General features: G+C 39.4%; 17 protein-coding genes. 2 read left to right on the top strand and 15 right to left on the bottom strand.

Translation table 11 applies throughout. The features are described from left to right. Positions 1-13 precede the first annotated feature (13 nt). The 14 genes from G630_RS0115205 to G630_RS23815 all read right to left on the bottom strand — a co-directional run bounded on the left by G630_RS0115205 (position 14) and on the right by G630_RS23815 (position 16,483). Positions 14-1,819, bottom strand: coding sequence for a thiamine pyrophosphate-binding protein (locus G630_RS0115205; RefSeq protein ID WP_026499078.1), 1,806 nt, complete (start codon positions 1,817-1,819; stop codon positions 14-16). After that, positions 1,801-2,520: an IspD/TarI family cytidylyltransferase gene (locus G630_RS0115200; protein ID WP_026499077.1), complete on the bottom strand. Its 720-nt coding sequence runs from the start codon at positions 2,518-2,520 to the stop codon at positions 1,801-1,803. The genes G630_RS0115205 and G630_RS0115200 overlap by 19 nt, the downstream gene beginning before the upstream one ends. 20 nt (positions 2,521-2,540) lie before the next feature. Beyond that, complete coding sequence (locus G630_RS0115195; RefSeq protein ID WP_026499076.1) at positions 2,541-3,347, bottom strand: LicD family protein; 807 nt, start codon at positions 3,345-3,347, stop codon at positions 2,541-2,543. Between the two features lie 261 nt (positions 3,348-3,608). Then, complete coding sequence (locus G630_RS0115185; RefSeq protein WP_026499075.1) at positions 3,609-4,166, bottom strand: hypothetical protein; 558 nt, start codon at positions 4,164-4,166, stop codon at positions 3,609-3,611. Next, complete coding sequence (locus G630_RS0115180) at positions 4,150-5,550, bottom strand: AAA family ATPase (RefSeq protein WP_026499074.1); 1,401 nt, start codon at positions 5,548-5,550, stop codon at positions 4,150-4,152. Before G630_RS0115180 ends, G630_RS0115185 begins: the two co-directional genes overlap by 17 nt. Positions 5,551-5,561: 11 nt before the next feature. Further along, positions 5,562-5,849 carry a hypothetical protein gene (locus G630_RS0115175; RefSeq protein WP_155832002.1) on the bottom strand — a complete coding sequence of 96 codons (288 nt, stop codon included), beginning with the start codon at positions 5,847-5,849 and terminating at the stop codon, positions 5,562-5,564. A 34-nt stretch (positions 5,850-5,883) separates the two neighbouring features. Next, positions 5,884-8,958 carry an SIR2 family protein gene (locus G630_RS0115170; protein ID WP_196805804.1) on the bottom strand — a complete coding sequence of 1,025 codons (3,075 nt, stop codon included), beginning with the start codon at positions 8,956-8,958 and terminating at the stop codon, positions 5,884-5,886. Positions 8,959-9,227: 269 nt separating this feature from the next. Further along, positions 9,228-9,947: a glycerophosphodiester phosphodiesterase gene (locus tag G630_RS0115165; protein WP_026499071.1), complete on the bottom strand. Its 720-nt coding sequence runs from the start codon at positions 9,945-9,947 to the stop codon at positions 9,228-9,230. A 26-nt stretch (positions 9,948-9,973) separates the two neighbouring features. Continuing rightward, on the bottom strand, positions 9,974-11,434 hold the full coding sequence (locus G630_RS0115160; RefSeq protein WP_026499070.1) for a metallophosphoesterase family protein: 1,461 nt from the start codon (positions 11,432-11,434) through the stop codon (positions 9,974-9,976). A 24-nt stretch (positions 11,435-11,458) separates the two neighbouring features. Continuing rightward, positions 11,459-11,839, bottom strand: a complete 381-nt coding sequence (locus G630_RS0115155) for a hypothetical protein (RefSeq protein ID WP_026499069.1) — start codon at positions 11,837-11,839, stop codon at positions 11,459-11,461. Further along, positions 11,839-12,624: a DUF3226 domain-containing protein gene (locus G630_RS23820; RefSeq protein ID WP_026499068.1), complete on the bottom strand. Its 786-nt coding sequence runs from the start codon at positions 12,622-12,624 to the stop codon at positions 11,839-11,841. Before G630_RS23820 ends, G630_RS0115155 begins: the two co-directional genes overlap by 1 nt. After that, entirely contained in the window at positions 12,621-13,721 is a 1,101-nt protein-coding gene (locus G630_RS0115145) for an AAA family ATPase (protein ID WP_026499067.1), read from the bottom strand. Before G630_RS0115145 ends, G630_RS23820 begins: the two co-directional genes overlap by 4 nt. Positions 13,722-13,779: 58 nt before the next feature. Next, positions 13,780-15,144 (bottom strand): Gfo/Idh/MocA family oxidoreductase, encoded by a 1,365-nt coding sequence (locus G630_RS0115140; RefSeq protein WP_026499066.1) that lies wholly within the window; start codon positions 15,142-15,144, stop codon positions 13,780-13,782. 13 nt (positions 15,145-15,157) lie between these two features. Then, positions 15,158-16,483: a LicD family protein gene (locus G630_RS23815; protein ID WP_081667985.1), complete on the bottom strand. Its 1,326-nt coding sequence runs from the start codon at positions 16,481-16,483 to the stop codon at positions 15,158-15,160. An 87-nt stretch (positions 16,484-16,570) separates the two neighbouring features. On the opposite strand from G630_RS23815, the gene G630_RS0115130 reads away from it, so the two are divergent. After that, a complete protein-coding gene (locus G630_RS0115130) occupies positions 16,571-17,545 on the top strand; it encodes a hypothetical protein (RefSeq protein WP_026499065.1) in 975 nt (324 codons plus the stop codon). A gap of 16 nt (positions 17,546-17,561) precedes the next feature. Next, positions 17,562-19,004 carry a hypothetical protein gene (locus tag G630_RS0115125; RefSeq protein WP_026499064.1) on the top strand — a complete coding sequence of 481 codons (1,443 nt, stop codon included), beginning with the start codon at positions 17,562-17,564 and terminating at the stop codon, positions 19,002-19,004. 1,010 nt (positions 19,005-20,014) lie between these two features. On the opposite strand, the gene G630_RS0115120 is transcribed toward G630_RS0115125, so the two are convergent. Beyond that, positions 20,015-21,085, bottom strand: coding sequence for a glycosyltransferase family 4 protein (locus G630_RS0115120; protein WP_026499063.1), 1,071 nt, complete (start codon positions 21,083-21,085; stop codon positions 20,015-20,017). Positions 21,086-21,092 lie beyond the last annotated feature (7 nt).

The following is a 21,092-nucleotide window of genomic DNA, read 5'->3' as shown; positions in this document are numbered from 1 at the left end:
ATCTATTCGCTCCTTATTTAATCATTAACGCTTTGTTAATCTCGTTTGCTAGTTCTTCTTCATCCAGAAATGGAAATAAATTAGCAAATTCCGGTGACACAAATGTGCCATCATCCTTCGCCACGGATTTAAGCCTTGGTCTTACTTCCTGATTAGCATCAACAAAGATTTCGAGCACCTCAGGCTCATCTGATTCAAGAATGTCACCTATGCTCTTCTCTAGATCCTTTGTTTCTGCACATGATGTGTAATGTAATCCATACGCCTCAACGATTTTTCCAATATCAGGAATCGGTACGCCATATTCAATATCCGTACCAAATGGCGGATTAATTCCATAAGCGCCCTGCGACATTCTGACAAATTGATATCCACGATTGCTAATTATTATGAATTTGACCGGCATGTTGTACTTTTTTATAGTAGCAAGCTCCTGAATATTCATCTGGAAGCTTCCATCACCCACAAAGCAGATAACATTTCTATCCTGATTATTGGCAAGTGCTATTCCCATTGTGGTAGCATAATATCCCATTGCGGATAAGCCCCCGGAAATAAATACCCTCTGATCCTTCTTGACCTTCCAGGCTTGTGCAACTATGCTGCAGCAGGATCCTGTATCGGATAGGATATAATCATTATCCTTTGCAAGGTCAGAGGCAATATCAACAACCCTATATGTAGATATGCTCTCATCGTTATAATACTCAGGAAGCATTATTGGATATTTTTTCTTCCAGTCTGCGCAGCACTTTGTCCATGCTTCATGGGAGTTCTGCGCATTTGTCTTCTTTGAAACTGCATACTTTAAGAAATCTGCAAGATTAGCGATAATAGTATCATCAATCTTGATACCATTCTTTACTTTCTCGGTCTCATCAACTTCTATCATTATCTTATATGACTGCTGAGAAAACTTGCTAACATCATAACCTGTTGCATTAGGTGCAAGGCGGCATCCAAATACTAAAAGTACGTCACAGGTCTGAAGCGCAAAGTGTGATGCTCTGTCTCCATGATTACCACATCTTCCTACATAGTGGACATCATCTGTTGCTATACTGTCTATTCCCATTCTGGTATTAACAACCGGAATGTCATAATTAGCAATAAACTCTCTGAACTCCTTAACTGCGCCAGAAAGTCTGACACCCTGTCCAGCCATGATGAGCGGTCTCTTAGCTTTAGATATCTTATCTAATACTTTATCAAATAACTCTTCATTAACGTTCTTGGCGCTATTGTTCTTAGGAATATCCTGAGTATCTATTCCATCAAGAACCTCTGCTGACTGAACATTTATCGGAACCTCTATTACAACAGGTCCGGGTCTTCCTTCAAGCGCTAGCTCATAAGCTTCATCCAGGCACTTCTTAACATCTGCAGAAGATTCTAACAGAAATGTTTTCTTCGTTATGCCTTGCATTATAAGGTCTGTTCTTACATCCTGAGTTCCATACTGTCTAAGATTATTATCTCTTTCGAACTTTACACTTTTAAGATTTGAATTTCCTGTTATAAGTATGATAGGTGCAGAATCTGTCCACGCCTGCGCTATACCCGTAACAGCATTTGTCATACCCGGTCCATTAATAGTCAGGACCACTCCGGGCTTGCCTGTTATTCTCGCCCATCCTTCAGCAGCCATGACTGCTGCCTGCTCATGGTTAGTAAATACCGGCTTGATCTTTTTGCTATCAGCAAATGCCTTACAAAGCCATAATGATGCTCCGCCTACAATACCGAAGAGTCGATCTATTCCTTTTTTCTCAAGATAATTAACTATGTATTCTGATACGTTCATGATTGTTTCATCCATGCGCTATCCTTAGTAGCTAACAGCGCTTTAAAAATTTTTATGTCCTCTAGTGTCGTTATTTTTATATTTAATTCAGAGCCCTTGGCAAAATATGTCTTATTACCAAGTTCAAGTAACAATGTACATGTCGCTACTGAATTAGTTATTCCTTTTTCCAAGGCTTCTTTGTGAAGCTTAACTGCATCTCCAACGCTAATAGTCTGTGGTGTCTGTGCTCTGAATAGGGAGTTTCTAAGAATACTCTCTTCGGATTCGACTTCATCATCAGATCTGAGCATTGCTTCCATGCAGGGAATCACAGTAATGGCATTGCCATATTTCTTGCATATATCTATGTTATTGGTTATTACTTCTTCCGATAACATGGGACGTATTGCGTCATGAACCAGTATCAGGTCATCTTCATTGTATAATTCAGAGATTGCAAAAACGCCATTTCTAATAGAGTCCTGTCCGTTTTTCCCGGCAACAACCACCTTGCTTACTTTCTTTATGTTGAACTGGTTAATGTAAGCTTCAAGTGCTTTTTGCCAGCCATCCAAACACGCTATTACTATTCCGTCTATATCCGGATGGCGCTCGAAGGCTTCCATTGTATAAACTATTATGGGTTTATCATTAACCGTTAGAAACTGCTTGGGTATGTCCTGATGCATTCTGGCACCGGTTCCTCCGGCTATAATAAGTGCAACATTTGCCATTTATTGATTAACCTTTCATTTTATAAGTCCAGTTTTAGCTTTGTAACAGGATGAACCTTCTGTTTATCCTTTGGCGGCATCTTCATGTAATCGCCAAACTCCCATTTAAGCCATCCATCATAGTCCTTAACACCGCTAAATACTTTATCTTCGAATTTGATATCTGCTGTATCTCTAATCCAGTATCTCTTATATCCAAACTTACCTTTAGGTGCCGGAAATGTAAGGGTTCTGACAAGATTTGTTTTATCATCATTGATGATAAGGCCTTTGTACCACTTACGAATAACTTTTAGCGGAACCAAACTCATTATAGTGAATAGCAAGCGCATTCCTTTGCTCTTATCGCTTCCCTTACCTATCTCAGACCACAGGAACTTTCTTACTAGAAAGCATCTGAAGGAATGGATATCTCTTAATATCTTGTTATCCGGAACTGCATCCTGTGGGAAGACATCAAGAAAAATGCCCTGTTCGTAGGGCATCTTTTCCTGGTTCTCACGTAAAAAAATGGTTCCTTTTCTTCTTATCTTAGCATATCCCCATCTGTAACCGGGGGTTATGTCCATATTTTGGAAGTAGAATCTGTCCTGATCAAGTTCTTTCTGACATACTTCGCAGAATCTATCATACTCAGGTCTAAGCATCGCCACATCGGCATCATCATCCCATGGTATAAAGCCACCATGTCTGACTGCACCTAATAGCGTGCCTCCTATTATTGTATAATTAATATTGTGTTTTTTACAAATTCTATCTACTTCTTCTAACATTTCCAGTTCAAATGCCTGAAGTTTTTTTAAATCTTCCGTTGTTACTTCGATCATTATTTCCTCATTATTGTTTAACGTGGTGGAATAAATCCTTACAGCATATCATTATAATAGTATATATCAATTTGTACTCTATTGACTATATTTTTCAAAACCAGTAATATATAATCATGTGGCAAAATGGTAAACGCTGTGGATTGCCAATCCATTGTCTTATGACTTGCGGGTTCGAATCCCGTCGTCCATATTAGCAGGTGTTTCACCTGCTTTTTTCATATCCTAAATTATCTATATAATTCAATGTCACAGAAAATATCACTTATCAATTACCAGTGCACCAGGTATCTCTTTTTTTATCTGACATATTTTATTTCTGAATTTAAAAAGTTTTCCGGATAGAGTAATATCCTTATGTAAACCATCCTTTTCTTTAAGTCTATTGAATACATATACATATTTCTCATAGTTCTCATATCGTAAAGCCTGTTTTGGTTTCTTCGAAATAAGGTATAGTCTTATATCATCATATTTATATGACGGATTGCAATATATATCTCGAAAATCTTGCTCTAGAAAAATACTTATCGTATTTTCAAACTTTTTGTTAACTTCTTCCGGAACAGCTTGTTCGCTTTTCATTTCCAATATATATAAAACATATGTATCACATGAACAGTCAACGGACACCACAAAATCCACTGATTTAGGACATGGTTCATTTGACTTCTTATTATTAAAGTAATCATCTACTTTTACACCTATATACTGATCCTTTGATAACTTCGGTGATACCTCCGCACTAATACCTTCGTCCTCTATTGTCCTTGTGGCGTAGCTAGAAAGTATCTTATCATTTTCAATTCGTTTTATCATCTAATTCTTCCATAGCCTTGATAATATATTCTTCTCGCTCTTCTGAAAGTGAGTCTGCTGTCTCAATAAAGTTCAAATCATCGACTCCAAATTCATCCATTGGCATTTTGATGGCAGAACTATAATTTCCAATAATCCTCATTAAAACAGGACAATATACCTCACCTGATAAGCTGCCACCCAGAACCATATTATTATAAGCATAAAACATATAGTTACTGTGTGAAGCTACTACTAAAGTTGCACCATTTTTTGCAATCTCGACCAATTCTCTAGCAAGCTTAACCTGATTGCGCGGGTGTAAATGTGCTTCCGGCTCCTCTATAAAAATCAAAGCCTTACTATCCTGCTTAATTGCTGTACCAGAAACAATATACTTAAAAAATGCTGCCAGTGGGGAAACTTCCGCTACCATAGATGATGCATCCGTCATGGATATTTTCTCATCGGTTCCCTGCCTGTTATATAAAAGTTCCTTGGTCTTTGCATCAAAAATAACTTTTCCTCCAAGAATATTATTTTCAATCGCCTCTGCAGAATCGTTATATTTTCCCCTTTTTCTTGATTCTATTGAGCAAAGTTCCAAATAATAATCCGAAAACGGCTCAGGAATACTTGATATTTGGAATCCCTTCGTAAACCGCTCTCTATTCCTGGAAAGCTGAGCCATAATGGGTCCAAGCGAATTCATGCCAATTGCCAATCCGGCTTTTGATGCCGGTAAGTAATGAACTTCTGTAATCTGTGTTGTAATCTCTTTAATAAACTGATGTGCCGACTCATATATTTTATCCATTACCAACCTTGCTGCACTATCAGTTAATTTGGATCCATCAGTATTTTCAACAACATATATATCATATTCGTTCTTTAATTCTCTGGATTTATGATATGAAGATTGTGTCCTTTTTAAACAGATTTTCTTATTTGTAAACTTGTAATTTACAATATAATCTTTAAGTCGTATTTCAAAATACCCTTCATTAACACTGAGCCTTATTATGGGATTCTTATCAACTAAGTTCTCATATTGCCCAAAAGAATTTCTTAGCGATTCGTTAAATTGCGGTAATATCAGTTCCCGCAAATATTCTCCTGAAATCTCAGTAACGTCATCTGTTATATCTACATCCTGATCTGATCCATCGGCAAACGACAACACAAGCTTACGGATCTTTTGAGCAATGTCGTCTCGTTGCCCTCCATACAAATACATAATTTTATAGTATGGCTCTACCGAAAGGACACTTTTTAATAGCAAATACATTACCTGCATAGCATATGATTTTCCTATATTATTATCACCATATGTTACTATGAGCCTCTTAGATAAATCATATTCACAATGGGCAATAGGTCCCCAATTATCAATAGTTATAATCATAGCTTGTCACCTCAATAATCTCCGAAGCTAACCCTGGGAGTTTCCAATTCTGATCTGTCATCGCTTATCTCTATTACTTTAGGAGGTACCTCCAGCACGCCATCCGGATATTCAACAAACTGAATAGAACAATTTATCTCGTTCCCACATTCAGGACATATCACATTTGTACTTGCAGAATAATACGACTCACTTCCCATATTCTTTTCTCGTGAGTCTACAGAATCTATTTCCCAACTTATATCCAGTATTTTGCCACATCTTCCGCACTTGCACTGCGAACTATCCAACGTTACCATAATGTCTGCTCCCAACTTTTTCTCTTATCACCTTTTACGAAACCAATGTATTGAAATAAATATCTATGATCTCCGGGATCACCTTCCCCTTCCTATATTGGTTTTCAACTGCTCTTCTTATCTTTTTTCTAACATCTGCTTCTCTACATATTTCCGTAATAAGACCTTTAGTGCATAGCCTCAGCCAATTAGGATCAAATTTATCATAATCATAATTTCTATAATCGATTAGCCATTCCACTCCGGGAAGATCATGTTCCAATATAAGCTTCTTACATGCATCTTTATTTATGATTAAATCCTTCATGTACAAATCCAATAAGTTGTATAAAAATCGATCTTCATCTTGGGCTGGCACAACAATGATTCCTTTTGCCTGTATCTCATTTGTTTTTATTTTACCATAATATTCAATAATACTTTTTTCGGCATCGTTATTCGGCTGAATTATTTTGGAATTAACTAATAAATAATAAAACTCAAATCCAAAATCACTCATTTCAAATGTCCAATTGCAATACGCATCATAAATAACCTTCTGACTCTTTTTTCCTAACAGTTTATATATGTATGCGCATAATAATCGTGAATCATCAATCAATAATGGAGTTATTAATTTAGGTTTATCAAAGATGCCCCCATTTTCTTGCATAATCCACAATTGTGAATAAACAATATCCCTGTGGAATTGAGCCTCTCCTTTATTTTGTGCTAAAGTTTCAAGTTCTCCTTCCAATAATAGTTCCATATTAGTGATGACATCTGCAGAAATAACCTTTTGTCTGTTGGCATTATTTAAAAAGCTTATTATTCTATTGGCCTGGAATCCGTAATCACTTGTGCATATAGTACTAACCATTTTCTTTATAGCAACTGTTACCAGTTCCTCAGAAAGAGTACAATGCCCTAGAATAACTATACATTTCCAGAATATATCTTCATTCACAAGCGGTCTAGACATCGTCCTTTTGTTGTAGTTATTAATAACTAAACATAAATAATTTACCGCAGACATATTGAGAGTTATCGTATTACCCATTAAAAGTTTCTCAATATTTTTGGTGTCTACAAACCTCAACGCAACCATTACGTCGAATGGCACCAATTCACTAGCATGAACCCTCTTACCTGAGTATAGCTCATCAACATTATTATCATCTCGGATCGAAGCAGAATTAACAATACTCTGAAAATACATTCTAAAAATACTCACATGCTCACTATAATGATTTACCGGAAGATAATTAAGAGTAATATAATCATAATAATCTGATATACTCTCCCTCATACTGGCAAAAGCATATGTTCCACTGAACAATAAATATTTTGTTTTCGCCTGCTCATCTACTTTTTCCGACGTTTTATATGCATCCTGAAACAACGTATAAGCTACATTAAAGGTATAAATATCCTTAAGCGCCTTATTTGATTCACCCAAATCCGGTAAACTATTAAACATTTTATCTAAAACAATAGCATCACATTCTTCTTTAACCTTTTTTGCATTTGATGAATCTATACCGTATATTAGTCCCTTCGATATCATATTACCTACGATATATCTATTAAATTCCGCGATAAAGAACTGTATATATTTTTGTTGCTTATAAAAAATACTTTTTGCATTCTTATAGCAATTATATGATAAAAGAAATTCTCCCAACACAAAGTGAATATACCCTTGTTCCATAAACAAATCAGGTCTCGTCTCTGCGAGTTGAGTTCTATTTGTATTAGCTATTTCTTCCAATTTACCAAAATCGAAAGAATTGACATATGACATCCATTCTGGATTATTGGATTTTTTTATTGGTATTCTTACTACATTCCATGTAGTTTGACTTTTATTACTTACCAAATGGCATTCAAAGCAAAGAATATTTGATTTGCTAATAATATCAAGGATGTCTGAAATTTCTTTCTGTTTCAGTTTCATTGGTTTAAAGTCCTTGAAATACTCTTCCGCCCATCTATTATTATTATCCTGAATTTCTCTAATCCTTTTTTCATCATTTTTAACAGAATCTTCCCAAGTAAAAAACAATTCTTCAGGAAGCTCAATATGCTTCTCTATTCTTATCCACTGTTCATACGCTAAAGAGTTAAAAATTAACTGTGTATCTACGTCAGCTTCTTTTATTGTATCAATAATACTTAGAACACCATTCTCTAGCCTTATACCAGCGTCACCAAAAATTCCCTTTAAATACTTCTGACTTGCATAATACATCCCCTTAAATGGCTTAAGATTATTTAATAAATAATCTATCTTGTTTGTATCGTCTGGCACAAGTAGCCATTTAAGCATAGATAACAAGTTGTACGCAGGATCGATCCCCTTTTTAGGATTAAGAGAAAGCTCAACAGATGCATACAATATATTAATCCCAAAGTTCTTAAAATACTCTGCTTCATTAATGTCGTAAGATTTCACCGCTTCTATAAGATATGCACGTTGAAAATCGCCTCCCAAAATATCTTTAACCCAAGAAAAAATAAGTTTCATATCCGGATCATTGAATGAATATCCAATAAATAGAACCACTTTGGTACCAATCAATGACTTAACGTAATTCTCTATCAGTTTGAAGTTTTTGCTATAGTCCAGATAATCCTCTTCTTTGAGTACGAAATTGTCATTTTCGAAATCACCGTGCATTTTTATTAATTCTTTTCCAGCTTTGCGATATGGCAAATCCGCATCTTTGCTAACAACTGAAATAACTTGACTGTTATCCTCTGCTGCCTGTTCTATCAAATGATCATAATTAGTTGTTATTATTGTCTCTGCATTAAACTCAACAATTTTATTATGTATTTCGTTCGGTTTAAGAAAATCTCCATGTTTAAATATGTTTCGCATCAACTGCGTATATTCTTTTTTCCCTCGGGCATTGTAGTAATTTTGCGGTATACGCAGATAGTCTAATGGCGTATCAGTTATAGAAAGCCTTTCAGCTATTTTTTCTATGGCCTCTGACCAAGATGGCATTCCTGATGCAATAGAAGCTCCAGCTCCCACAAACAGCACAAGCTGATTATCATTCATAGCCTGTCTGATAATTCGTTTGGATTCTTTATATTGACTCAAAAGATTATTATCCTTCATAATCATCGCCCCCCCTCTTAATATCATATAACCAAATTTAAGCCAAACGATTTGCATAAAATGCGCAAATTGCTTGACTTAAAATTTATAATCTGTCATTTCTGGATTCTAATCATCATAAAATATTATTTGCTTATTTTTTCAAATAAGGCATCCAGCTTTTGCTTATCTATTATTTTTGATTCGTTCCCAATCGCTTTTGCTTGGCGCACTTTTTGAAAGCTTCTCAAAGAAACTCCTTCGCTTTTTCAGGATTGATTGTATATGTCCTATTCTGCAAAATACTCCCTTGCCTTATTCGGATAATTACCTATAACCGCGTCTACCCCAAGCTCAGCACATAGTTTCATCTGATCCTCTGTGTTTACCGTCCAAACATGAACTTTCTGCCCTTTTTCGTGAGCTTTCTGCACTACTTCTGGGTATTTAAGGTTATTGACTGAAGGGTGAAGCGCTATTGCGCCTACTGTCTCTGCATAATTGTATGGTTCATATATGCCGTCAACATACAGAATTCCGGTCTTGAGGTTGTTTCTCATCTGATTCAGGCGCTTTATTGTGTAGTGGTTGAAAGATGAGTACCATACTCTGTCCTGCATGCCCATGCGCTCTGTAAGTTCAAGGACACGTTCCTCTATGCCTTCGTAGAATATTATTCCGGTTTTGAACTCTACATTTATTGTCATCCCTGTGTCCTTTAGAAGGTCGTAGACTTCTTCAAGTAAGGGAATATCTGCTCTGCCACATTCTGGATGTGTCTTACTAAAGTCGAACTGCCTAAGTTCCTCGAGGGTGTAATCCCTCACAAAACCGGTTCCGTTGCTGGTCCTGTCTATCTTCTCATCATGGATGACTACGAGGTGTCCGTCGCGTGTCATCTGGACGTCCAGTTCCACTCCGTCTGCTTTCATGTCTACTGCCATTTTGAAGGCAGGTATTGTATTTTCCGGCGCATAGCCCGATGCTCCGCGATGTGCCCATATTTTCATGTATATGCTCCGTTTTTAATGTTGTGTCATAGTGGGTTTTCTACTACCCTGTCCTCACCTGCTCCAAAGCGAATAAACGCCAATCTGTTCCTTGAAGGGGTTATGATAAGTGCATCCCACAGATCCTGTGTCTCGTCGCACATCTTTCTCTCATAGGTCACAGATCCCTCCGGCTTGTAGTCGGTGAAGTACTCTAACTTGTTGCAGCCGATTGATACTATCGGGAAGCCATATTCTGTGTTTATCTGGTCTGAGTGGTTGTGACCATGGACGTATCCAAGAATGGTACCATGTTTCTCATTGTGCTTTTGAATGAGTGCCAAAATCTTCTCATGATTCCTGATTTCCTTACTCCAGTAGTGCATCTTCGGAAGAAGAGGCACATGGGCACATACGAGGACCTTAGTGGTCTTTGGTGTTTTGCTCAAGGTATCTTCAAGGAATGAGACATCTCTGTCGTTAAAGCCATATCTGACTTTTTCCTTGGAATCAAAGGAATTGAAAATAATAAGGCGTAGTCCTATATCTTCGAAGTCAACATAATATCTTGGATTAGCCTGCCCTATATCCTGCAAATACATTGCAGCCTGTTCCTCCTCAGTGAGGACATCAGGATTACCCTTGAAATAATTGGTGTCATGATTACCTATTACAGGATATACGGGTGTTCCGAGCTCCCGTAAACCGTCAAGAACGATTTGAGAGAAGTCTCTTGCGACAGCCTTCGTACTCATGCCATCTGTGAGGTCTCCCAAGTGAAGTACCGCATCGAAGGGCGCCTGGCTATGCACTGCTTTGAGATTACTTAGAGTATCCTCGAAGGTACCACCCATTACATAATGAGTATCAGCGAGAAGTGCAAGGGTTATTGTATCTTTTCCCTCAGCTCTAATTGCCTCTTTTTCTTTTAATATCGCGGTTGCGGTTTTTCTTATCTCATCTGCGAAGAAGGTTTTACATGGGTAGGGCACTGCTGCCTTAGTTATCCTGGCTGTTTTAGGACTTTTTATATGGATTACAGGCTCTGTATCAAGATTTATATTGATTGTGCCCTTGTCACATCTTCTTAGTTGGATGCGGATGTAGGTATCTTTCTTAGATGTGTATGTCTGAAGGTAGTTATCATCTTCAATAAAGTCATTGTTGTAAATGGTCCAGTTCTCCTCGCTCTGATAGCAGTAGGTGTAGATTAGATGATCAGCTGGGCCTTCTCTATAAGTTGCAAGCTTGAACTCGTAGTTTTTATTTATGACTTCTACAATATCGCCTTCCTGTATGTGATACACCTTGAAGGTTGTCATGGTAGTTCCATCTGCTGCCTCAAGAGTTCCGTCTTCGCTGTTTATTCTCTTTCCTATTCCGCCACCGTGGAAATCGATGGGGATGAGGGTGTAGGCGGAAGTGATGTCGGCTGTTATAGATGGCGTTATAGGTGCATGGTTGTCATGAGAATTTTTTGTTATTCTTCTCAGAAATTCTTTTATCATCAAATAATTCCAGTCCAGTGCTTTTTATTCTTCCCAACCAAATTCCACGTCACTATATTGTCCATTTTCACTCTTAATAAAACTAAATGAAAACTCTATCGGTATAATCGCAGAATCGACGATATGGTACTCTTTGTCAAAATACACAGAACCATCTGCATATACTTGTGCTGTCCCTTCACCGGAATATAGCAAATCATCCTCTTGTTCGTCCACATCACAAGATGTAATCTCAATAGAATCAAGATAGTCCATCTGTGCAAACTCAACTACATTCTCAGGAAAGTATATCTGAAAGTCATATTCTTCCATTTCCTCAACACAGTCTCTAAGAAATGTATCTAATTCTTCAGCAAACACATTTTCAATTATATTTGCTATTTGGTTTAAATTACTCTCAGCCATTACATCCCCAAAAAGCTTTCCAAGCAATTAATCAATTGCTTTAGCCCCTCAACATTTTCTGCTGTTTCATCCGTAACCCATTTGTTATCCAGAATAGATGATTGATTTGCTTTACCTGGTTTAAGTATATTTGTCATACATCCGATTATTGCCTTTTTCTTATACTGAATCTTATCTATCTTGGACTCTTCGAGCCCAAGCGAATCCGCCTTTGAGACATATTCATTTGATAAATCCAGTAAGTCGGTATATTGAATCTTACCACAATCAATCAAGAGGTTCTCGAGATTTCCGACATTTTTATTGTCAGGGAAGCAAAACTCCTTTACCTCAATTTTGACAGGCGATCCTACCACAGAAACACTGTTGTCTAGCATCTCAATAGTAGTTTCTTTAGATAATTCATCAATAAACGCCTCCGTCTTTTTACTGGCAAAAAAGGTATCCGCATCCATCAAAACAAGAATCCCATCTATCTGCGCTTGCTCCTTTATCTCCATGACAGAAATTGTCTGTGCTAAGGTACTTGCAAGCGATGAATCTCCGCCCGCTGTTTTTATGGCTATTGATAAGTTATCACTCTCATAGAAATCCGGAACCGGAGTTATTCTGTCATATCTGTCTGAATTAAATGGAAATTTGTCTGGAATTATACTGTTCCATACATCTGATATTTTTGAAGGCGCCTCTTTCCTTTTTGCCCATTTTTTATACTTTAAAATATTTCCGACTATTGAAGTGTCATGTGCACCTTCAACTATCATTAAATAATGCTTTTTATTCATAGAAGTCCATATCCCTGCTCACTTCTCATTTTGTATAGGTCTCTTCCATCGTATTTTCTGGAATATATGTTATGATCATAGCTTTCCAGCCTATATACATTAAACCCATTTCCGGCTTCATGTGCATCAATAAGCGCATCAATGGCATCACCACTGTGGGTGGTAAGAAACAGCTGGGTTCTATTCTTTTTAGCCATATAACATAAAAAATCCACAAATTTTGAAAGTGCATTCTTATGAATTCCAACTTCAAATTCGTCGATAAGAAGAACGCCCTCTCCTATCGTTCTAAGTGCATTAGCTATAGAAAAGGCTCTTCTCATTCCCTCCCCATACACTGATAAGGGTCTTACTGAGCCGGTTTCATCTTCTATCATTATTTTTTTACTTTGTCCCTCTAGAGAAGCCTCTACATTTACTATTGTAGGATCAAAGAGTTTAAGTAACTCTATTAGCTCTTGTTTCTCATTCATCAAAATCCCTTTATAGTAAGCAACTTCAAAGGTGCCGGAATAAATATCTCTTGGCGAAATGTACCTTGTTTTAACCACCACCTTGATCCCGCGATCTATGTATTTTTCTTCCTCTCCTCGCAATGAACCTATAACAGGAACTTCAAAGCCTTCCCGTATATCATGATGTCCATTCGAATTATAATAATATTCGCCTACAAGAATCGGTACTGTTCCGTTATCTTCAACATAATATGGTATATACTGCTCTTCTGATCGACGGAATTCGAGCCTGTCTATATCTATATATTGTTTCTTCGCTCTTACTCCAACATCGTATTCACCGAAGTGACCCTGACCTCTAATACTAATCATTGGTTCTGATTCATTCATCGGTAGTGAATAATACAGCATTTCATACTTAGTTAACGTTACCCGAAGTGCTGCTCTGTTCATAACCTGTCTTTTATACGCAATACTTGAAAGATTATATATAACATCTTCCTCCTCAAATAGCTGGATAGCTTCCAGAACCGAGGTTTTACCACTATTATTCTCGCCAATAATAACATTGACCCTATCAAGATTATCCAGTTTTATATTCTTTAAGCCTCTATAGCTTTCAATTTCAATGTTATTAAACATACTCTTTCTCCCAACCATAAAATATCAACATGATGATAATTAGTGGTATCTGCAGTATTTACATCTCGCTCTTCTTAATCGCTCCGACTCTTTTTCTCCACTTGAGGAATCTGTCCATGATATCCGCAATAGCTTCGGAGTCTTCCTTGGTGAGTTTGAATTCGCCCTTATCAAATCCGTTTATGGCGGATACGAAGTCGCTGAGTTCGTAGCGAAGCCCGTCTCCGAGGAACTTGGTGTAGACCTTCTCGTTTTGCTGGAAGTCCTCATAACAGATCTCGAATTCTGTGGTCTTCCACCAGGGTGCCGGAACAAAGATGTAGCCCTTGGTTCCTGAGATGAGAAGGTGCCCGTCGGATTTGACCTTAAGTCCTGTCTTGGAAGTCGCCATGGCGTTGTCATAGCGGAAAAAAGCCTTGGCATATACATCCACTCCATTAGGAGCAGAGTAGTATTCGAATCTCACGCCTTTGTAGTTAGATCCGAGGATTTTTACGATAGGAAGGAGTGTGTAGCTTCCGAATTCGGTAAAGCTTCCGCCGTATTCTGTGTCCTTCATCTCACGGAGATTATCCGGTGTGAGTCTTGTAAAGCAGGATTCAACGTCTCTGATCTCACCTATTACTCCTGTCTCTACAAGGCTAAGGAGTCTTATGAATCCCGGTGCATAGGCTGTTTTTATGGCTTCCATGAGGATGAGATGCTTTTCTGCTGCAAGGTTATAGAGTTCCTCTGCCTGTGCCTTCTCAAGAACCATGGGCTTCTCACAAAGGACATGTTTACCATGCTCTAAAGCATTTTTGATATATTGATAGTGGGTCTCATGCGGTGTCGCAATATTGACCGCATCTACGTTTTTGTAAAACTCTTCTTCGTCATCCGTGAAAATTCCGAGTTCATGGCGCTCTGCATAGGATCTGGCGCTGTCGATATGCGGATTATATACGGCGTTGACATCGAGTCCGCTTACATACTTGGCTTCGGGGATAAATCTGTCAGCGATTCTTCCGGTGCCCATTATTCCCATGTGGACGATTTCGTAGTTCCTTGCCCTTTTCTGGGTGCTGGATACGCCTTTTGTTCTCTCAAGGTATACGACATCGCAGTATTTTTTGAGATGGTCGAACTGGCCGAGCCAGTCGCTTCCGATGGCGAAGACGTCTATGTGGTATTTCTGGATGTCTTCTATTTTCTGGCCGACGTGATCCTCAACTATAATTTCATCGGCAAAGCCGGTTTTTCTGACGTCATCTATGCGCTCCATGAGTGAGTTTACTATGTTGAGCTTTCCTCTTGTGGCGTCGTAGCTCTCTGTGGTAACACCCACGATAAGGTAGTCTCCAAGCGCCTTGGCTCTCTGAAGTATGCGGTAGTGTCCTTCATGGAACAGGTCAAATGATCCGTATGTAATAACTTTTTTCAATTTGTCAGTCCTCTCATTGATTATTTCTGGATTTGGACCAGATCTGCGCGTTTATTCGCTCTTCAGCAAAAAGTGTCTGATTGACAACGCTTAAGTCCTCTGCAAAGAGGTAGTAGTCATCTATTCCCATCTCCTGAAGCTGCTTGGCAATCTCCGGGTAGTAGATATTACAAATGATAACTCGTAGCTTATCCTTAGGGATTTCAAGGAGCTTATCGGGGCCACAGACAAGTAGTCCGTCTACAAATCTTCCCCAGGTCTTAACGCCATTGTCCACCAGGAATGCGGGTCTGTGGTTACTATGTCTTCCTAAGTAAGTCCCGGCCATATTTCCAGCGCCAAATAGTACCAGCGTCTTATCCTCAACGCCCTTGAACATATCCATCATTCTGTGTTGGTATTCACAGAAAGGTACCTCCGGGTCAAAAACCCCGAGGTGCTTGGGCTTTCTCTGACTCTCAGGGATAAGCTCGTTGTAATCTCCGTAGTACATCTGAAGGATCCTGTCGTAGCCTATAGGGGCCTTCACCTTGAGGTCCTCAAATTCCAGTTCTACTGTCTCTTTGAAGTCCTCCGCAAAGTAGACTCTGTAGAAGTTAGGATTGAATGCGTTTGTGAATGGGAAGAGGAGTCTACCCTCTTCCCCGGGGCACATGGTACATGCATCCCGGTAGCCCTTAAGAAGTCCGTCTCTGCCCTGCTTCTTTACATAAAAGTGATAAATTAGTTTCTGTTTATTTGTTAGTTGTTGGAATTCTAGAACTGTCTCACCGTAGGTCTGTGTCTTGCACAGTCTCTTATATCTGGCGATGAGGCGGATCTGCTCGCGGCGCCTTGCTTCATCCTCAAATACGTAGTCAAGGCACAGGATGTCAATCCAAATCCCCCAGTTACTTCGCCTCGTAAGATCTAAGACCTCAGCTCCCGTAGTGTTATTATCACGGATTCTCATCTTGCCGCCCATGAAGGTACCTAAATCCGTGTGGTCATTCTGTAAGAAGTATCTGCCCTTCTCAGCTTTATCAAGTTCTGACTGGGCTATTTCCATGAATTTATCATAGTCAGCTCTGGGCATCGCTACGTCGATGTCGTCATCCCAGGGGATGAAGCCCTTATGCCTTACTGCTCCAAGAAGGGTTCCTGCCCAGATATAATAGGTGAGGCCATGTCTGTCACATATGTCAATGAATATGCGGAGCATATTAAGCTCTGCAGCCCAGATGCCTCTGACTCTGTCGGTTATGATGTATTCTTCTGTCTCTTCAATTTCTTCGGAATTTATATTTTCCATCTCTGCCATTGGGATGTAATCTCTCCAAACCTTGTCATTTTTGTGCATTATATTATATCATAGATTATTAGATTATTTCAGTACTTAGGTACTTATTGATTTTCACCTTTGAGGTGGGGTCTGAAGGGAGCTTTTATGAGTACAAAGCCTAAATACTTTGTTTTTCTGGGATATGGCGGAGAGAACTCCATCCATCCCCTTTTTGATTATTTTGTGAGTAAGGGTGCTTCTGCTATTTTGGTGGATGATCACAGGATTCCTTATGAGAGAGGTGAGATGGTTTCTCGCCTGGAGGAGCTCTCCAAGGTGTATTCCATCACTCTTATCACATCATCCCATCTGTGGTTTGATTCCAGGACCTATGAGTTTTCCAACCACCATGCGGATCCGAATATTATTGCTCCCCTGGAGTTTCTTGATAAGTTCCACCCTGACATGACGGTTTATTATCCTCATGATATGGGTGTTTTCATGCATGAGAGCGAGATTCCTTTTATCGACAGGTTCGATCTGGTGCTGGTTCCCTATAGGAATAATATGTATTACAAACTTCGTAAGACCTGCAAGCAGGTAGAGGTTGTGGGCTGGATAAAGAAGCGACAGGAAACTAAAGTACCCACAGGACTTGGCAGGTGTAAGCCTGTATTTTTCCCAAGTAATGTGCCTAATTTCTATAACAAGCTTGGTACGGAAGGGTTTGCACAGTGGTTCAGGGATAATATAGGGCCTGATATTCCTATCAAGATGGCCTTTGGCGATAATGGCATTTTGCCGATTCTGTCTCAGGAGGGCTATACCTTCCTGGATTCCTCAGTCACTGTGTATGATGCAATTTCTTCCCACAATATGGTTATTGGTAGCGGGAATTCTTCCATTATCTTCGAATCTGCTTACAGCGGCATTCCTACGGTGGCATTGCTTGACGGCATTATGCCGGATGAGGAGAACTTAAAGGAATTAAAGGGTATTCCCGGTGTTTATCCGCTTCACCCTGAGGAGCTGAAGGAATTTATCCGTGCGGTTGATGCAGGTGAGCAGGAGCTTCATGCAGGCCCCAATGTGCTTATTCCATTTGAGTTTGAGAGAGTGTGGGAGATGCTGAATAATTAATTGAAGGAGTTTAGAGATGTCCGAGACAAAGGATTTCAATTATCTATTAAATACTGATATATATTCAAGCGATTCTGATTTTGTTGTTGCATGTTACAAGGATTTACTTGGCAGAGTACCTGGTCTTAATGAGCTGTTTCATGCTGACAATCTGCTATCAGAAGGAATGGCAAGGAAACTATATCTTTCCTCTGTTGCGCTCTCTCCCGAATGCCAGGAACGCTGCGAGAGTATTGGGCTACAGATCGCAAATATAGAGGAATTTCGTGATCTTCATAAGGCGCCCGGCTTTATTGAGCGTCTTGGCAGGAAAATTTCGCCGGAAGAGGATTCGAAACCTGTTTCTAAACCTTTAGAATTCCGTTTTGAATATCCCTGCGATGCAGAGTATCCTGTACCGGAGATATCACCTTTTGATGCAGAGTTTTCTTCATTGAATAATTGCCAGATGGATGCTTTGAGACAGTATCTTGAGGGGAAATATAAATGTGGTGGTGCAGGTGATGATAATGGCTCTGGTAATGCTTCTGATGATGAAGATTCTACCGCTCCTGTGAATGCTCATATCGGGGATTTTGCCGAAGAGATGATGCCAGGTTCCAAAGCAATGTATGATATCCTCTCCGATGTTGATGAGGTTGATACTTATGAGAATGTGCTCATTACATCTCCTTCAGATATACACTTTACACTTTACGAAGAGGAACTGACCAGAACAGCTAAGTCTATCCGCGACTCTCTTCTCTTCACTATGCCTGTGTTACCCGGGTCAGATGCTCCTGTTTCTGTAGTATTTGACAAGCACTGGAGGGGATTTGATCCCACAGGAATGTATTGTGAGAGATATTCGACAGGCGGAGAGACTGCTGCCATTTATCTAATGAATAATACTGACGATACTGTAAGGACTCGTGTTAGCTTTAAGATTATAAGCTATATTGATGCTGAGCTTGTGATAGCTCAGGCACAGAATAAGGTTGATGTAATGCTCGATAAACCATCCGTTGAGATGAGTCTTGATATGATCCTGCTGCCCGGTTATAACCCTATTACCTTCTCCTATATAGGAGTGCCTTATAGGTCTGAAGTCACAGGAGGTGAACCTGTGAGATTTGCTATAAGGGATCTGGAGGTTACAACCAATTCCTGGACTCTCAGTGGTGTCGACGTCTACAAACTTGATGCCATGACCCACGGAGATGGCTACTATAATCATCTTATGAGTGACAGGGCCATCAGATTCACACTCCACGAGCACGGCTTCTTCGAAGTTAAGGCTGTCAGATTCTATGATGATTACAGTGTTGTAGAGGAAGATACAACAAGATATCTTGAATTCAGGTATGGGGATCTTGATACTAACTACCAAGTACATAAAGCTGCTCCTGATGCAAGTAAGGGTGCTTCAAGAGCCTCTGTAAGATTATATATTGCTAAGAGAACGGGAACCATCGAGTGATGGTTCCCGTTTTAGAGTATATTTGTATATGTATTTTTGTAATTTCATTACTATATTTCGGTCTATTTTTTATCTTATTTTTCTAATACATGTTTCCGCATATTTACTGGCCTTACCCCAATTTCATTTTAGATTTTTCGGCGTTATTATTTTTTTTTCGGCAATTTCATTTTGACTTTTTCGGGTATATTTTGATTCAGGTAGAAACATATATTCAGTTCCTTGGAGGAGGCCGGGGTATGGGGCCGTGCCCCATAATAATCCTTCCGGATTCTGATGACATAATGAAGTGACTTTCCTGCGTACAATGAATGTCCGATAACGGATATCCATGGCTCATATCCAGTTCCCCGTTATCGGCACAGCCTGTATACGCAGGAAAGCAAGTCAATCAAGGGAACCGTGGAATAAACCGTGGCACATCCTATGTGCGAGGATTTATGCCGCGAAAGTCCCTTGACTGACGATGAACTGAATGGCCTCATCGCTTGTACAACATATTAGACAAAAATACATATATTTTGTCTAATATGTTGTACAAATATTCTTACTTTTTGTCGAGTATATTAGACAAATATCCTTACTTTCTGTCGAGTATATTGGACATATATCTCTATCTGGATGACTATATCCCACGGATAAAACTTTTGGGGACTATTGCTTAGCTGGATTTACCCTTTTTCTTTCACTTAATTCAATTCGTAAATCCACAAGAGAAAATTCCTGCGGAAGTTTTATCATTTTTCTTTTACTTGCTTCCATGCGTAAATCTCGGAAACAATTCTTCGCAATCAGATTTATATCTGACCGTACAATATTCCCGCGAGGTAAAACTTATGGATTGTTTCAGCTATGTGGATTTATCTTTTCTCTTTTACTTGCTTTCATGCGTAAATCTCAGAAACAATTCTTCACGATTGGAGTTATCTCCGGGCGGAACAAGGCTTCCGCGAAGCAAAGAATGAGAAAAATAGTGTCTTAAAGTAAAGAAGAAGCAATAAAAGCGCCTATTATAGCGCTTTTATTGCTTCTTCCACGATCTGGATAAACTGTTTCTTAACCTTCTCAGGAGCGAAAGTAGCAAGTCTGTCTTTGCCGGCCTGGATGAAGTAGTCGCGAAGGTCGGTGTCTTTGACAATTCTGTCGATTGCTTCTGCGACAAGCTTAGAATCCTTGTCCTTAAGGAGGATTCCGGCGTCGCCAAGGGTTTCGCCGACAGCAGTGGAATCGTAAGCTACGATAGGCTTGCCGAAGTACATAGCTTCAACAAGTGGTACACAGAAGCCCTCATGTTCACTGAGAACAAGGAATACATCTGCCAGGTGATAGTAGGCCAGAATCTCATCGAATGGAATGTGGCCTGTCATTATCACATCATCAAGCTCAAGCTGCTTAATATATTTGCGAAGCTTCCTCGCATAGATATCCTGTTCCTGGTAGGAACCTGCAAGTATAAGTCTTGACTTGGGATTGATGTAAGTCTTGTAGTAGTAGAAGGATCTGATGATGTCCTCCTGCTTCTTATTAGGTGCAATACGGCCGGTGAACAGGATATTCACATAGCCATCATCCTTAAATCTCTTAAGCACGTTCTGGCTTGGCTTCTTGTCGTAGTCATCGAACTGCATGAGAATGGGCAGAACCTTGATGTCACAGGTGTAACCCAATCTGATGAGGTCCTGCTTGTTAAACTCGGAGTCAGCGATACACATAACCGGAGTCTGAGAAAGCATTTTGACCGCTTCTATGCCCTCTCTGCAGAGCATCTGGCTCTGCATGCTGTAGGGAGCAAAGAATTCCTCTGGAGTGACGTTGTGATAGACGATAAGACACTTTGCCTTGTAGCCCATGAGTCTGTTGTTGATCTCGCCGCCGATAGAGAGGTGATAGATGATAAAGTCAGCATCATCCTTGTACTCGTCAATTCGATATATGAATCCTTTAGGGAGTTTATCTCCTATATTCTGGGCGTAGATGGCGGTGTCGTAACCTGCCTCCTTTAAGGCATGGTAGAAAGCAAGGGTCTCGTTGCTTACCGCGTCACCCATGGTTATTGTAGGAAGAATTTGTACTATTCTCATTCCGTTT

Origin of the sequence: Butyrivibrio sp. WCD2001 (assembly GCF_000424485.1) — a bacterium.
Classification (GTDB): Bacteria; Bacillota; Clostridia; order Lachnospirales; family Lachnospiraceae; genus Butyrivibrio.
Note: the sequence above shows the minus strand (reverse complement) of the source record. Positions and strands in the feature narration are given on the sequence as shown.

Excerpts from the sequence above, each read along its gene's own strand:
- G630_RS0115205 (WP_026499078.1), bottom strand. The coding sequence starts at position 1,819 with ATGGATGAAACAATCATGAACGTATCAGAATACATAGTTAATTATCTT.
- G630_RS0115200 (WP_026499077.1), bottom strand. The coding sequence starts at position 2,520 with ATGGCAAATGTTGCACTTATTATAGCCGGAGGAACCGGTGCCAGAATG.
- G630_RS0115195 (WP_026499076.1), bottom strand. The coding sequence starts at position 3,347 with ATGATCGAAGTAACAACGGAAGATTTAAAAAAACTTCAGGCATTTGAA.
- G630_RS0115185 (WP_026499075.1), bottom strand. The coding sequence starts at position 4,166 with ATGATAAAACGAATTGAAAATGATAAGATACTTTCTAGCTACGCCACA.
- G630_RS0115180 (WP_026499074.1), bottom strand. The coding sequence starts at position 5,550 with ATGATTATAACTATTGATAATTGGGGACCTATTGCCCATTGTGAATAT.
- G630_RS0115175 (WP_155832002.1), bottom strand. The coding sequence starts at position 5,849 with ATGGTAACGTTGGATAGTTCGCAGTGCAAGTGCGGAAGATGTGGCAAA.
- G630_RS0115170 (WP_196805804.1), bottom strand. The coding sequence starts at position 8,958 with ATGAAGGATAATAATCTTTTGAGTCAATATAAAGAATCCAAACGAATT.
- G630_RS0115165 (WP_026499071.1), bottom strand. The coding sequence starts at position 9,947 with ATGAAAATATGGGCACATCGCGGAGCATCGGGCTATGCGCCGGAAAAT.
- G630_RS0115160 (WP_026499070.1), bottom strand. The coding sequence starts at position 11,434 with ATGATAAAAGAATTTCTGAGAAGAATAACAAAAAATTCTCATGACAAC.
- G630_RS0115155 (WP_026499069.1), bottom strand. The coding sequence starts at position 11,839 with ATGGCTGAGAGTAATTTAAACCAAATAGCAAATATAATTGAAAATGTG.
- G630_RS23820 (WP_026499068.1), bottom strand. The coding sequence starts at position 12,624 with ATGAATAAAAAGCATTATTTAATGATAGTTGAAGGTGCACATGACACT.
- G630_RS0115145 (WP_026499067.1), bottom strand. The coding sequence starts at position 13,721 with ATGTTTAATAACATTGAAATTGAAAGCTATAGAGGCTTAAAGAATATA.
- G630_RS23815 (WP_081667985.1), bottom strand. The coding sequence starts at position 16,483 with ATGCACAAAAATGACAAGGTTTGGAGAGATTACATCCCAATGGCAGAG.
- G630_RS0115130 (WP_026499065.1), top strand. The coding sequence starts at position 16,571 with ATGAGTACAAAGCCTAAATACTTTGTTTTTCTGGGATATGGCGGAGAG.
- G630_RS0115125 (WP_026499064.1), top strand. The coding sequence starts at position 17,562 with ATGTCCGAGACAAAGGATTTCAATTATCTATTAAATACTGATATATAT.
- G630_RS0115120 (WP_026499063.1), bottom strand. The coding sequence starts at position 21,085 with ATGAGAATAGTACAAATTCTTCCTACAATAACCATGGGTGACGCGGTA.